Genomic DNA, 13,516 nt, shown 5'->3' with positions numbered 1-13,516 from the left:
ACGTCGACCTGATCGTGCAGGCCGCCGAGGTGGCCCCGGCGTCGGTGGCGGTCTCGGTGGGGTTCGGTCGACGAGCGGCTCTGGCGGGCCGTCGAGTCGGGGCGCCCGTCGCCGCAGCTGCGGCTGGATGTGGTGCGCCGGTTCGCCGCCGAGGGGATCGGCTGCTCGGTGCTGATGGCGCCGATCCTGCCGGGGCTCAGCGACGCGCCGGAGCAGATCGACGCGACGGTGCGGGCGCTGGCCAAGGCGGGGGTGGCGGATCTGACGCCGTTGCTGCTGCACCTGCGGCCGGGGGCGCGGGAGTGGTTCCGGGCCTGGTTGCAGCGCGAGCACCCGGAACTGGTGCCGAGCTACGCCAGGCTCTACCGGGAAGGTTCGTACGTGCCGGAGTCCTACCCTCGGGAGGTCCTCGCCCTGGTGGCCGACGCGAAGCGCCGGCATGGCATCGGCTCGTCGCGGCCGTCGGCGTTCCGCGACGTCGGGGCGGGTGCCGCCCGGTCCGCCGCCGAGGAGGAGAGAGTGCGTCAGCTCAGCCGGTTGTGAGCCCGGTCGGCGACGATCGGGTGGCGGTTCGGGAAATGCACATCATTTTCGATTGGGATAAGACAATGCTAAGGAAAACGATTTCTACGAAGTCCGGAAACTTCGGCGTTCGTTTCGGGGTTGTAAAAGCGCCGACGATGTTGTTCGTGATTCGGTTGCGGGTCGGCGCGACGCCGATTCGCGGTTACCTTCCGTACTGGAGGTCGATCGGCGCTTCCCCGGAACGGGTCAACGCGTCGTGGTGCGCGAAGAGGTGCTGGAGCCCAGCTGCTCCTCGGGCTGCCATCGAACACCGAAGACGCCCATGCCGAAGTCCAGCGCAACCGCGTGCGTGCGGCCGAACCGGTCGACGGTCAACGGCTTCGGGGGCTCCACCTCCTGCGTGGTGGAGTCGCCGACGTAGCTCTCGCACCGGGTCGGCGGGTGCGCCGGATCGAACTGCAGCTCCACCACGTACTGCCGGACGGGCAGCCGGAACAGTCGGCAGAAGCTGTGCTCGGCCTCGTTCGGGCCGGTCGGCGGGTCGATGATCTCGTACTCCAGCAGCATCGTCTCGCCGCGCGCCAGCGCCCGGTCGAACAGCAGCTCCGCCACCACCAGGTCGCGGGCGTGGTCGGTGAGGACCTGGCCTAATCGGCAGGACCGGATCGGCCGGATGATCGGGGGCGTTTCGCCGGACGAGGCGCCGTCGAACATGATCACCCAGCGGTCGACGCCGTTGGTCTCGGCCCGGACCAGCTTGCGGGTCCGGATCTTGCGCAGCTCGCCGCGCTGGTCGACGTGCACGACGTCGTGGTGGCTCAGCCGGGCGAGCTTGCTGTCGTGGCTGGTGTCGATCTTGGTGAGGAGCTCGGCGGCGGACTCGTTCTCCGACCAGAGCGCGCTCAGCGGCGGCGCTTCGGCGGGGGCCTGCCGGGTGCGGCCGCGCGGGCGCGGCGGGCCCAGCAGGGCCGACAGCGAGCTCTCCGGCACGCCGAGCACCTGCTCCAGCTGCTGCAGGGCGAGCAGCGAGTCGGGGCGCTCGGGGCGCCGGCGGCCCGACTGCCAGTAACTCAGCGCGGTGATGCTGACCGGGGTGCCGCGGGAGCGCAGCCGGTGCTGGATGCGTTCCAGGCTCAGTCGACTGGCCCGGATCGCGGTGCGCAGGGCGGCCTCGAACGGGCCGGTTCGGAGCAGCTCGGAGAGTTCGGCAGACAAAGCGTTCGCTCCTTGCTGCGTGCCGCGGACGGCCGGGTGGGTGGCCGGGCGAGCCTCGGTTTTCGGGCCGGTCATCGTTACTCCTCGTGTCCGCCGAATTCCGAACTTACGCTAATCAGTGGGGTCTACGTTGCGCAACGACCGAGTTCCGGTAGGTGTCTACGACTAAAGGAGGAACTCGGGTGTGCTTAAGGCGGGAATCAACTCCTTCATCGCTTCGCAGACGCCTGGCAATGTCGCTGCGTGATCGTCGGCCGTGCCTCGAATCAGTTGAATTGTGGACCAGCTTCGATGAAATTGGTATCGACCATTTGGTGTCGCTCCGGCGAACGGACGAACCCGGGGTGCGGCCAGGCGGCGGGCTCGGGGGCGGGCGCCGCCGCCGCGAGGTGCGGTCACGCTCCGCGCCGGCGTCGGACGCGCGGCACCTGCGCGCTGCGCTCCGAGGTTGGTTGGCTAGCCTTAATGTCTTGCGTCCCAGCTGCTGAACCCCGTGATCGACAGGCGTCCTGCCGATCGTGGAGCGGCGAGGACCGGGACAGCAACACAGTCCATGCCGTCAAGCGCTGAACAGCGGAAGAAGGAGCTCAGTACCCGTGATGCGCACGCACGAGGCCGGATCGCTTCGCGCCGGTCATGCCGGGCAGACCGTCACCCTCGCCGGGTGGGTGGCGCGCCGTCGCGATCACGGCGGGGTCATCTTCATCGATCTCCGCGACGCCTCGGGCGTCGCCCAGGTCGTCTTCCGCGAAGGCGAGATGGCCGAGCGCGCCCACCGGCTGCGCGCCGAGTTCTGCGTCCGGGTCACCGGCGAGGTGATCCGCCGCCCGGCGGGCAACGAGAACCCGGAGATCGCCACCGGCGAGATCGAGGTGACCGCCACCGAGCTCGAGGTGCTCTCCGAGGCCGCGCCGCTCCCGTTCCCGCTGGACGAGCACCTGGAGGTCGGCGAGGAGGTCCGGCTCAAGCACCGCTACCTGGACCTGCGGCGCGCCGAGCCGGCTCGGATCATGCGGATGCGCAGCGAGCTCAACCGGATCGCCCGGGACGTGCTGCACGGCCGCGACTTCGTCGAGGTCGAGACGCCGACGATGACCCGCTCGACGCCGGAGGGCGCCCGGGACTTCCTCGTCCCGGCCCGCCTGCAGCCCGGCAACTGGTACGCGCTGCCGCAGTCGCCGCAGCTGTTCAAGCAGCTGCTGATGGTCGGCGGCCTGGAGCGGTACTTCCAGATCGCGCGCTGCTACCGCGACGAGGACTTCCGCGCCGACCGGCAGCCGGAGTTCACGCAGCTCGACATCGAGATGAGCTTCGTCGAGCAGGACGACGTGATCGAGCTCGGCGAGGCGCTCCTGGTCGCGCTTTGGGGCAAGCTGGCCGACCACGAGATCCCGCGCCCGATCCCGCGGATGACCTACGCCGACGCGATGGCCAAGTACGGCACGGACAAGCCGGACCTGCGCTTCGGGCTCGAACTCACCGAGATGACCGAGTACTTCAAGGACACCACGTTCCGGGTGTTCCAGGCGCCCTACGTCGGTGCGGTCGTGATGCCCGGCGGCGGCGACCAGCCGCGGCGGCAGCTCGACGCCTGGCAGGAGTGGGCCAAGCAGCGCGGGCACAAGGGCCTCGCGTACGTGCTCATCGGGGCCGACGGCACGCTGTCCGGCCCGGTTGCGAAGAACCTGTCCGACACCGAGCGCGAAGGGCTCGCCAAGAAGGTCGGGGCCTCCCCGGGCGACTGCGTGTTCTTCGCGGCCGGTCCGCGTTCGGCGGCCCGCGGCCTGCTCGGCGCGGCGCGGCTGGAGATCGGTGAGCGCTGCGGCCTGATCGACCACGACGCCTGGTCGTTCGTATGGGTCGTGGACGCGCCGATGTTCGAGCCGGTGGACGAGACCGACGACGTCGCGGTCGGCAGCGGCCGGTGGACGGCGGTGCACCACCCCTTCACCTCGCCGAACGCCGACTGGATCGACAACTTCGACCAGAACCCGGAGCACGCGCTGGCCTGGGCGTACGACATCGTCTGCAACGGCAACGAGATCGGCGGCGGCTCGATCCGTATCCACCGCTCCGAGATCCAGGAGCGGGTGTTCGAGCTGCTCGGCATCTCGCAGGACCAGGCGCAGGACAAGTTCGGCTTCCTACTCGACGCTTTCAAGTTCGGCCCGCCGCCGCACGGCGGCATCGCCTTCGGCTGGGACCGGATCTGCATGCTGCTCGCCGGCGCCGACTCGCTGCGCGACGTCATCGCCTTCCCGAAGAGCGGCGGCGGGTTCGACCCGCTGACCGGTGCGCCGTCGCCGATCACCATCGAGCAGCGCAAGGAAGCCGGGATCGACGCCAAGGCCGCGGCGCAGGTCGGCGACCAGAGCATCTCGGTGTTCCCGCCCGGAGTGGTGGAGAAGCAGGGCTGACCGGAGCGCGGCGGGCACGACGTGCTGCACCTGCGGATCATCTGTCCGGCCGAGTACACCGATCGGGTGCTCGCCGGTGCCCGGTCGCACCCGGGCACGACACATCTGGTCGTCGTGCGCGGCGGAGCGGTCGATCCGGCGGGTGATCTCGTCGAGCTCGACGTGGCCAGGGAGGCCGCCGACGACGTGCTGGCCGCGATCGGCGCTTCCGAGCTGGCCGCGGTCGGCGCGGTGACCATCACCGAAGCCGGTACCACGCTGTCGCGGCGCGCGGAGCGGGCGGAGGAGGCTGCTCCCGGCGATGGCGACGACGCGGTGGTCTGGGACGAGCTGATCGCCCGCACCGGCGAGGAATGCCGGCTGAACGCCACGTTCCTGACGTTCCTCTCCATCGCGTGCGTGCTGGCGGCGGTCGGCGTCGTCACCGACTCGCCGGTGACGATCGTCGGCGCGATGGTGGTCGGCCCCGAGTTCGGGCCGCTGGCCGCCATCGCCGTCGGGTTGGTGTCCCGCCGCTGGCTGCTGGTGCGGCGGGCTTCGGTGGCGCTCGCGGTGGGCTTCCCGGTGGCCATGTTGGTGACCGCGGCGGCCGCGCTGCTCGGCGAGTGGACGGGCCTGATCGACCGGCTCAGCCTGCCCGCCGTCAGCCAGGTGGCGTTCGTGTACCAGGTCGGCTGGTCGTCGCTCGTCGTGTCGTTGCTGGCAGGCGCGGCCGGGATGCTGTCGCTGACTTCGGCGAAGTCGGCGGTGCTGGTGGGCGTGTTCATCTCGGTCACGACGGTGCCGGCCGCCGGCTACGCGGTGGTGGCGGCGACGCTCGGCGACTGGGCACAATGCCTCGGTTCGGTCGCACAGCTCGTGGTCAACCTGGTCGGCATCGTCGTGTCGGCGGCCGCGGTGCTCGTGCTGCGGCGCAGGCGGGCCGGCCTGGCCGACCGGGTGCCGACGCGGGAAATGCGGTGAGGACGCGCAATCTTCGCCGCCGTGCAACGCCGCCGCAGCTTGGTTCCGTCAGTGTCTGGGAGGCGACTGGCGTCCGGCGGATCGTCGAGGGTGGGAGCGGGTAGTGGGATCGGGTAGTGGGATCGGGTACTGCCGGGTGAACACGCTGCGGTTACGGGTGTTGACCGGTTGTGTGTCACTTGACCGGTAATGCCCTTTCAGGTTCATGTTGTGGGGGTAGTGTCTGGAGACGATGAGCGTGGAGATCACCACCGGCCCCCCGGAGGTTCGCGTCCCGGTCAGCGCCGAGGCGACTGACACCGTCGGGACCGCGGAAGCCGTGCTGAGCAAGCGGACTGGAGCAGCGGTCCGGCTTGCCGATGCGGAGGACCTCGGCGGCAGTGACCGCTCGGTCGTGATGCGGGTGCGGATCGCCGAATCGCCGTTCGAGCTGCCTCGCACCGTCGTGGTCAAGCACTACGGCGAGTGCCCGGAGGAAGCCCGTTCTGACCCGTTCGCGCACGAGGCGGCGAGCTGCCAGCTCACCACCGCGCTGCCGCCGGAAGCCCGGATCGGCCCCGAACTCATCGCGCACGACGCCGCCGAGCGCCTGCTGGTGCTGGAGGACCTGGGGCGCGGTTCCACGTTGGCCGACGTGCTGTTCGCCGACGATCCGCGGGTGGCGGAGCGGGCGCTGCTGGCGTGGGCGCGGGCGCTGGGCCGCCTGCACAGCACCACGGCCGGGTGCGAGGCGGACTTCGACGCGCTGATGCGCCGGCTGGGCGCGAAGTCGTGGACCGATCCGGTCGCCGACGACATCACGCGATCGGTCGGCGAGCTGCCGGAGCTGCTGTCGCAGACCCTCGGTGTGGACACCCCGCCGCGCATGGTCGAGCGGCTGACCGGCGCCGCGGAACTGCTGGAGTCGAGCCGGTACCGGTCGTTCAGCCCGTCGGACATCTGCCCGGACAACAGCCTCGTGACCGGCAGCAGCGGCGTGCGGTTCATGGACTTCGAGTGGGGCTGCGTGCGCGACGTCGCGATGGACGCCGCCTACCTGCAGTACCCGTTCCCGTCGTCGTGGTGCTCGTACGCCCTGCCGGAGAACCTGGCGGAGAGCATGTTGTCGACGTGGCGTTCGGAGATCGTCGAGGTCTGGCCGGAGCTGGACGACGACGAGGTGCTGATGCCCCGGCTGTTCAACGCCCAGCTGCTGTGGGTGTGGGTGTCGACCTGGTGGTTCCTGCCGCGGACCGGCGAGACCGACCGGCCGATCGACCTGCACATGCCTTCGCCGCGCCGCAGCACGGCGCTGGTGGACCGGTGGCGGCACCTGCGTTCGGACGCGGATCAGGCCGACATGGCCGACGTCGCGGAGTTCGCTGACCGGATGGTCGACGCTCTGGTGGACCGCTTCGGCGCCGGCGCTCTGCACCTGCAGCCGTACCCGGCGTTCCGCACCGCGTAGACACGCCTGCCGGAAATCCGTTGAGGGCCCGCGCGTCCCGTGATTGGATGCATATACGAGTTTTTGCATGGTATGCATCGGGAGGTGCGGGTGAGTTCCGTCGAGTCGGAGATCGAGCGGGCCGCCGTCGCCACCTGGCCCGCTTCGACGATCGAGCGCGCCGACGGCTGGGTGCTGCGGCACTGCGGGCTGCTGAACCGCAAGCGCTCGAACTCGGCGCTGCCGCCGGAGGTCGTGCCGGATCCCGATGCCGCGGTCGAGCGGGTGGAGAAGTTCTACGCGGCGCGGGAGACCACGCCGGTCGTGCAGGTCAGTCCGCTGGATCGGCATGCCGAGCTGGACGCGTTCCTGGCCGGTCGGGGCTATCGCGTCGTCGGCCGCACGTCGGCCATGTTCTCCGACTGCGAGCGGATGCTCTCCGGGTCGGAGGAATTCGAGGTGCGGCTGGAGCCCGGCCCGCAACCCTCCTGGCTCGTCGCCGCCGAGGCGGTGGGCCGCAAGCCGGAGCCGAGCCTGGATCGCATCCCGCAGCCGGTGCGGTTCGCCATCGCGCTGCACGACGGGATCCCGGTCGGCGTCGGGACGTTCGCCGTCTCGTCGGATTGGTGCGGGATCTACGGCATGGCCACGAGTCCCGACTGGCGGCGTCGCGGCGTCGCCAGCGCGGTGCTGCGCGCGGGTGCTCGGTGGGCGACCGGTGCCGGCGCGACACGACTGTTCCTCCAGGTGGAGGCGGATAATCCCGGCGCGCGGTCGTGCTACGAAGCGCTGGGCTTCATCCCCTCGCACGGCTACCACTATCGGGTCCGCTAGGCTTTCTTGTTTCCGGCACGTTGCGCGGGCGAACATATTTCAGGTTTCAAGCTAACTCGATGCGGTAATTCTGGTCACATCCCGCATACTTTGCGTAGTGAACATCGTTTACGCAACGCAGTGATGGGCCTCCTGTCCACCCGGCATACGGGTGAATTACCAGGTCGAACAGAGTTGTATTAGAACATCTTCATTTGTTTCCCGGCCGGTTCGACCGGATCTGCGACTTGCGCCGGTACTGCCGTTGTCGGATACCTTGAGTTCAGCGTTTCGCTACTTCTCCCCGCTACCGTCGATGCCGCCGGATGGGGATCGGCTGCTCTATTACAGGAGGCATTCGTGCGCGGCAAGGCTTGGCAGATCACGAGGGCGGGGTTGTTCCTGCTCTTCGCGGTCGTGCTCGCCGTGCTGGGCCCGCTGAGCGCCGAAGCAGGCCCGCAACTGCGCACCGGACCTGCGGAAACGAAGTCCGAGACCAACGAGCACCGGGACGGCGAGAAGCTGCGCGAACGGATGCCGGGAATCGCGCTGCACCGCCGCTCCTTCGAACGGCGGGAGGATCGCCGCCCGCTGTTGCCGCGGGGGTTGCAGGGCATCGCCCGCATCGAAAATCAGACCGAGGTTGGGCGGCTCCCGAATGCTGGGAGCAAGCCGCACCATGCATATGCCAAGCTCAAACATTCCCCCGCCACACTCCAGGTCATCCGCCACTGATCGGCAGCTCGCGACGTATTCCGAGCCGACGACCAGGAGAGGCGACAATGAGCTTCGAACATTTCGTGCGACACGCTCGGCGACACCCGAGCATGCTTTCCGCTGACCGCCGCCGGCAGCTCGCCGCAGGTCAGAAACCGGCCGCGCTGTTCATCGGTTGCTCCGATTCGAGGGTGGTCCCGTCGCAGATCACCGGCGCAGAACCGGGCAATCTGTTCGAACTGCGGACCGCCGGCAATGTGGTGCCGAAATACGCGCCGGACTCGGCGTCCAGCGAAATGGCCACCATCGAGTACGCCGTGCTGCAGCTGCGCGTGCCGGAGATCATCGTCTGCGGGCACTCGCACTGCGGTGCCGTGACGGCGTTGACCCTGGCCGGGCGCGGCCTGGAGGAACTGCCTGCGCTGCGGGGCTGGCTCGGCACGGACGGCCAGGACGGCGTCGAGCCGGACGATCCCAGCGTCCGCGCCGAGAGCAAGCGGCACATCCACGCGCAGCTGCAGACGCTGCGCGAATACCCGTTCATCCAGGACCGGATCAACGCTGGCGAACTGCGGTTGCACGGCTGGTTCTACGAGATCGACACCGGCCTCGTCTTCGCCTGCCCGCAGACGCCGGAAGTCACCGACTTCCTGCCGCTCTAACGACAGTTTCCAAACTCGGCCTGCTTGGCGGTGCGGGTGGCGGCCCCCCTGCGGGAATTACCGTCGCCTTCTCGCTGTGGGATCCCCGACATCATGAATGCCAATTCACCACGTCGGGGCTGTCCTCGCGAGAAGACCCCTGAGAACCCGCGGCGGTGCGAGCTGAGTCCCACACCGCAAGCGGCTGCCGCCGCTTACAAAGCAGGCCCGAACTTCCGCCCACCGGGTCGACGCCCGCACCGCCAGGTGCGCGGCGCGATACCCGTTTCCCGCTTTTCGACCTGCCCTGGAGGGCATCGTGATATCTCGACTCGAAACGCCTCGCCCGGCGCGCCGGAGGCTCGGCGCGCCGCGCTGGCCGAAGGCCACCTTCGGCGCCGATCTGGGGGCCTCGCTGGTGGTGTTCCTGGTGGCGGTGCCGCTGTGCGTCGGCGTTGCCGTCGCCTCCGGCGTCCCCGCCGAACTGGGCATCGTCACCGGCATCGTCGGTGGGCTCGTGGTCGGCCTGCTGCCCGGCAGCACGATGCAGGTGAGCGGCCCCGCCGCGGGGCTGACGGTGCTGGTGGCCTCGGCGGTGGACCAGCACGGGCTGGCCGCGCTCGGCGTGATCGTGCTCGGCGCCGGAGTGGTGCAGATCGTCCTCGGCGTGAGCCGGCTCGGCACCTGGTTCCGGGCCATCTCGCCGTCGGTGGTGCAGGGGATGCTCGCCGGCATCGGGCTGGTGCTCATCCTCGGCCAGATCTACCCGGTGGGCGGGCTCGCGCAGCCCGAGTCCACCTGGGCGAAGTTCGCCGAGATCCCGGACCTGCTGGTCGCCGCGACGACCACCTCGGAGGGCATCAGCGGGCTGGTGCTCGCCGTGCTGGCGCTGGGGATCATGAGCGGCTGGAAGAAGATGCCCGCCCGGGTGCGGCTCGTGCCCGGTGCGCTGATCGCCGTCGTGGCGACCAGCGCGGTGGCCGTGATCTTCGCGATGCCGGTGCACAAGGTCGAGGTCGGCTCGCTGCTCGCGGCGCTGAACATGCCCACCGCCGAGGCCTGGGGCGAGCTCGTGACGCCCGCCGTGCTCGGCTCGATCCTGACCTTCGCGCTGATCGCCTCGGCGGAAAGCCTGTTCAGCGCTGCCGCCGTGGACCGCATGCACGACCGCCCGAAGACGCAGTACAACAAGGAACTCGTCGCGCAGGGCGCGGGCAACGCGCTCTGCGGTCTGCTCGGGGCGTTGCCGATGACCGCGGTCATCGTGCGCAGCGCCGCGAACGTGCAGGCCGGTGCGAAGACCAAGCTCTCCCGCGTGCTGCACGGGTTCTGGCTTCTGCTGTTCGTGGTGTTGTTGCCGGGCGTGCTCGCCTTCATCCCGACGGCGGTGCTCGCGGCCCTGCTGATCCAGGCCGGTTGGAAGCTGCTGGAGCTGCGACAGGTCGTCGCGCTGGTGCGGGAGCACCGCTCCGAGGCGTTCGTGCTGGTGCTGACCGCGGGCATGATCGTGGCCACCGACCTGCTGATCGGCACCCTGACCGGGCTGGCGGTCGCCATCGTCAAGACCGCGATCGAGGTGTCCCGGCTGTCGGTGCGGGCCGAGCACGGCGACGAGCACGTGCGGGTCGAACTGGGGGGCAACGCGACGTTCCTGCGGCTGCCGCGGCTGCTGGACCACCTCGAAGGGCTGCCGACGGGCAAGCACGTGCACCTGGACCTGACGATGGTCCGGCACCTGGACCGCGCCTGCCACCAGGCCGTCGAGCACTGGGCGGCGCAGCGCCGCCGCGGCGACTGCACCGTCGAGGTCGCGCTCCCCGCCCGCGTGGGCTGAGCAACCGCCTGGTCGGCCGAGCGGTCGGGGGTGCCCGGTAGCGTCGGGGTGTGAGCGAGGGCTTGTTCGACGAAGGGCTGTTCGGCGCCGACACCGAGATGCGCGCGGGCGAGAAGTTGGCCGAGAACGCGCCGTTGGCGGTGCGGATGCGGCCCCGCTCGCTGGACGAGGTCGTGGGCCAGCAGCACCTGCTGGGGGCCGGGGCCCCGCTGCGCCGCCTGGTCGAAGGCGCGGCACCGGCATCGGTGCTGCTCTACGGCCCGCCGGGCACCGGCAAGACCACGCTCGCCAACCTCGTCTCGTTGGCCACCGGCCGCCGGTTCGCGGCGCTGTCCGCGCTGTCGTCCGGCGTCAAGGAGGTGCGCGCGGTCATCGAGGAGGCGCGTCGTCGGCTCGGCCGGTCCGGTGAGGCGACGGTGCTGTTCATCGACGAGGTGCACCGGTTTTCCAAGACCCAGCAGGACGCGCTGCTGGGCGCGGTCGAGGACCGCACCGTGCTGTTGGTGGCGGCCACCACGGAGAATCCGCACTTCTCCGTGGTGGCCCCGCTGCTGTCGCGATCGCTGGTGCTGCAGCTGCGCAGCCTGGAGGAAGACGACATCCGCACGCTGCTGCGCCGAGCGGTCGGCGAGGAGCGTGGCCTGGGCGGGGCGTTGCGCCTGGAGGAGGACGCCGAGGCGCACCTGGTCGCGCTCGCCGGCGGCGACGCGCGGCGGGCGCTGACCGCGCTGGAGGCGGCGGCGGAGTCGGCGAGCTCGACCGGCGCGGACGCGATCGATCTGGCGACGGTCGAGGCCACCGTGAACCGCGCCGCGGTGCTCTACGACCGGGGCGGCGACCAGCACTACGACGTGGCGAGCGCGTTCATCAAGTCCATCCGCGGGTCCGATGTGGACGCCGCGCTGCACTACCTGGCCCGGATGGTGGAGGCGGGGGAGGACCCGCGGTTCATCGCCCGCCGGCTCGTCGTGCACGCCAGCGAGGACATCGGCATGGCCGATCCGACCGCGCTGCAGACCGCTGTCGCGGCGGCGCACGCGGTGCAGTTCATCGGCATGCCCGAGGGGCGGATCGCGTTGGCGCAGGCCACGATCCACCTCGCCACCGCGCCGAAGTCGAACGCGGTGATCATGGCGATCGACGAGGCGCTGGGCGACGTCCGGGCGGGCAAGGCGGGCCCGGTGCCGCCGCACCTGCGCGACGGGCATTACGCCGGGGCGGAGAAGCTCGGCAACGCCAAGGGCTACCAGTACCCGCACAGCAAGCCGGAAGGCGTGCTCACCCAGCAGTACCCGCCCCGCGAACTGGTGGGCCGCGACTACTACCAGCCGACCGGCCGCGGCGCGGAGCGCACGCTCAGCGACCGCGTCCCGAAGCTCCGCGGCATCATCCGCGGCGACGACTGACGCCCCGAATCCTGTGACGGCGCCACGGTGATCGTTCGGCGCGGCCGAACGGGGTGACGATGGGGCAGACCGGCGGCGCCACCGAACCGGGAGAAGACGGCCGTGCGCAAAGCGGTCCACGCCCAGCACGTCGATCAATTGCTGCAGGCCGGTGTGATCACCGGCGTCGTCGCCTCCCGCACCGCGGCAGCTGCCGCTCGATCTGGGCTGTTCCGGCAGCAGCAGGACCGCGACGGCGAGTCCGGGACGCTGGGCAGTCTCGGATACATCGCGCACCACACCGGGCGCGACCTCGACGCCGTGCGGAACTGCGGCCGCGCGATCGAGATCTTCCGGGATCTCGGCAACAGTTACGGGGAAGCGATCCTGCTGGACAACCTCGGCGATCCGTTCGCCGCGCTGGGCCAGCGGCGTCACCAGGAGCACCAGCGGAACAACGAGGCCGCGCGGGTGCAGCGCAAACTGGACGTATTGGCGGCCGGCCGGGCCGGTGGCCCGGCGTCGGGCTGAGCACTGGTGGCGCGCCGACCTCCAGGTAGATTCCGGCGGGGTTCTCGTCGTGAGGAGGTCGTTGTGGACAAGCGGATCGTGGTCAGCCGGGTGGTTCCGGAGCCCGCGCTGGACGTGCTGCGCGAGGTCGGGGACGTGCATGTCTGCCCGCAGGACCGGCCGCTGACCGCGCCCGAGCTGCGCGAGGCGGTGCGCGGCGCGCACGCGATCGTGACGATGCTGCACGACCGGGTCGACGCCGAACTGGTCGAAGCCGCCGGCCCGCAGCTGCAAGTGGTCGCCAACGTGGCGGTCGGCTACGACAACGTCGACGTCCCGGCGGTGACCGGGCGCGGCGTCACCGTCACCAACACGCCCGGCGTGCTCGTCGACGCGACCGCCGATCTGACGCTCGGGCTGCTGCTGATGTCGACCCGCCGGCTCGGCGAGGGCGAACGGCTGCTGCGGTCTCGCCGGCCGTGGACCTTCCACCTCGGCTTCATGCTCGGCACCGGGCTGCAGGGCAAGACGCTCGGCATCGTCGGGCTCGGCGACATCGGGCAGGCCGTGGCCCGGCGGGCCCGCGCGTTCGGGATGAACATCGCCTACACCGGCCGCCGCCGCGTCGCCGCCGACGTGGAGGCCGAACTCGACGCCCGCTTCCTGACCAAGGAAGAGCTGCTGCGCACCGCCGACGTGGTGTCCCTGCACTGCCCGCTGACCGAGCAGACCCGGCACCTCATCGACGAGGCGGCGCTCGCGGTCATGAAGCCGACCGCGTTCCTGATCAACACCAGCCGCGGCCCGGTGGTCGACGAGGGCGCGCTGGCGAAGGCCCTCCACGAGCAGCGGATCGGCGGCGCGGCCCTCGACGTCTTCGAACGCGAGCCCGAGGTGGAGCCCGCGCTGCTCGACCTCGACAACGTCGTGGTGGTGCCGCACCTGGGCTCGGCGACCACCGAAACGCGAACCGCGATGGCCGAACTCGCCGCGCGCAACGCCGCCGCGGTCCTCACCGGCCACGAACCGCCCAACCCGGTCCGCGCATAACACGATCGGTTCGAGGTTCG

The 13,516-nt window shown here is 70.4% G+C and carries 12 protein-coding genes; 11 read left to right on the top strand and 1 reads right to left on the bottom strand.

Features of this window, described 5'->3' with window-relative positions:
- The first annotated feature begins 132 nt into the window (after positions 1-132).
- A complete protein-coding gene (locus AB0I53_RS01995; protein WP_358594964.1) occupies positions 133-543 on the top strand; it encodes a hypothetical protein in 411 nt (136 codons plus the stop codon).
- Positions 544-771: 228 nt separating this feature from the next.
- Here the strand turns inward: AB0I53_RS01995 and AB0I53_RS01990 are convergent, their stop codons facing one another.
- Positions 772-1,815: a hypothetical protein gene (locus AB0I53_RS01990; RefSeq protein WP_358594961.1), complete on the bottom strand. Its 1,044-nt coding sequence runs from the start codon at positions 1,813-1,815 to the stop codon at positions 772-774.
- Positions 1,816-2,336: 521 nt separating this feature from the next.
- Between AB0I53_RS01990 and aspS the strand changes: the two genes are divergently transcribed.
- The 10 genes from aspS to AB0I53_RS01940 all read left to right on the top strand — a co-directional run bounded on the left by aspS (position 2,337) and on the right by AB0I53_RS01940 (position 13,496).
- Complete coding sequence (gene aspS, locus AB0I53_RS01985; protein WP_358594958.1) at positions 2,337-4,157, top strand: aspartate--tRNA ligase; 1,821 nt, start codon at positions 2,337-2,339, stop codon at positions 4,155-4,157.
- Between the two features lie 21 nt (positions 4,158-4,178).
- Positions 4,179-5,120: a DUF389 domain-containing protein gene (locus AB0I53_RS01980; RefSeq protein WP_358594954.1), complete on the top strand. Its 942-nt coding sequence runs from the start codon at positions 4,179-4,181 to the stop codon at positions 5,118-5,120.
- A 232-nt stretch (positions 5,121-5,352) separates the two neighbouring features.
- Positions 5,353-6,567: a hypothetical protein gene (locus AB0I53_RS01975; RefSeq protein ID WP_358594951.1), complete on the top strand. Its 1,215-nt coding sequence runs from the start codon at positions 5,353-5,355 to the stop codon at positions 6,565-6,567.
- 90 nt (positions 6,568-6,657) lie between these two features.
- Positions 6,658-7,380: a GNAT family N-acetyltransferase gene (locus AB0I53_RS01970; protein ID WP_358594948.1), complete on the top strand. Its 723-nt coding sequence runs from the start codon at positions 6,658-6,660 to the stop codon at positions 7,378-7,380.
- Between the two features lie 339 nt (positions 7,381-7,719).
- Positions 7,720-8,094: a hypothetical protein gene (locus AB0I53_RS01965; protein ID WP_358594945.1), complete on the top strand. Its 375-nt coding sequence runs from the start codon at positions 7,720-7,722 to the stop codon at positions 8,092-8,094.
- Between the two features lie 47 nt (positions 8,095-8,141).
- Positions 8,142-8,738: a carbonic anhydrase gene (locus AB0I53_RS01960; protein ID WP_358594942.1), complete on the top strand. Its 597-nt coding sequence runs from the start codon at positions 8,142-8,144 to the stop codon at positions 8,736-8,738.
- A gap of 298 nt (positions 8,739-9,036) precedes the next feature.
- Complete coding sequence (locus AB0I53_RS01955; RefSeq protein ID WP_358594939.1) at positions 9,037-10,551, top strand: SulP family inorganic anion transporter; 1,515 nt, start codon at positions 9,037-9,039, stop codon at positions 10,549-10,551.
- A 98-nt stretch (positions 10,552-10,649) separates the two neighbouring features.
- Positions 10,650-11,957: a replication-associated recombination protein A gene (locus tag AB0I53_RS01950; RefSeq protein ID WP_358595220.1), complete on the top strand. Its 1,308-nt coding sequence runs from the start codon at positions 10,650-10,652 to the stop codon at positions 11,955-11,957.
- Between the two features lie 102 nt (positions 11,958-12,059).
- Positions 12,060-12,467: a hypothetical protein gene (locus AB0I53_RS01945; RefSeq protein WP_358594936.1), complete on the top strand. Its 408-nt coding sequence runs from the start codon at positions 12,060-12,062 to the stop codon at positions 12,465-12,467.
- Between the two features lie 63 nt (positions 12,468-12,530).
- The gene (locus AB0I53_RS01940) at positions 12,531-13,496 is read left to right on the top strand and encodes a D-glycerate dehydrogenase (RefSeq protein WP_358594933.1); all 966 of its coding nucleotides are present in this window, start codon (positions 12,531-12,533) and stop codon (positions 13,494-13,496) included.
- The last annotated feature ends 20 nt before the right edge of the window (positions 13,497-13,516 follow it).

Source organism: Saccharopolyspora sp. NPDC050389 (genome assembly GCF_040655595.1).
In the GTDB taxonomy this organism is placed as follows: Bacteria; Actinomycetota; Actinomycetes; order Mycobacteriales; family Pseudonocardiaceae; genus Saccharopolyspora.
This window is presented reverse-complemented; position numbering and strand designations above follow the sequence as displayed.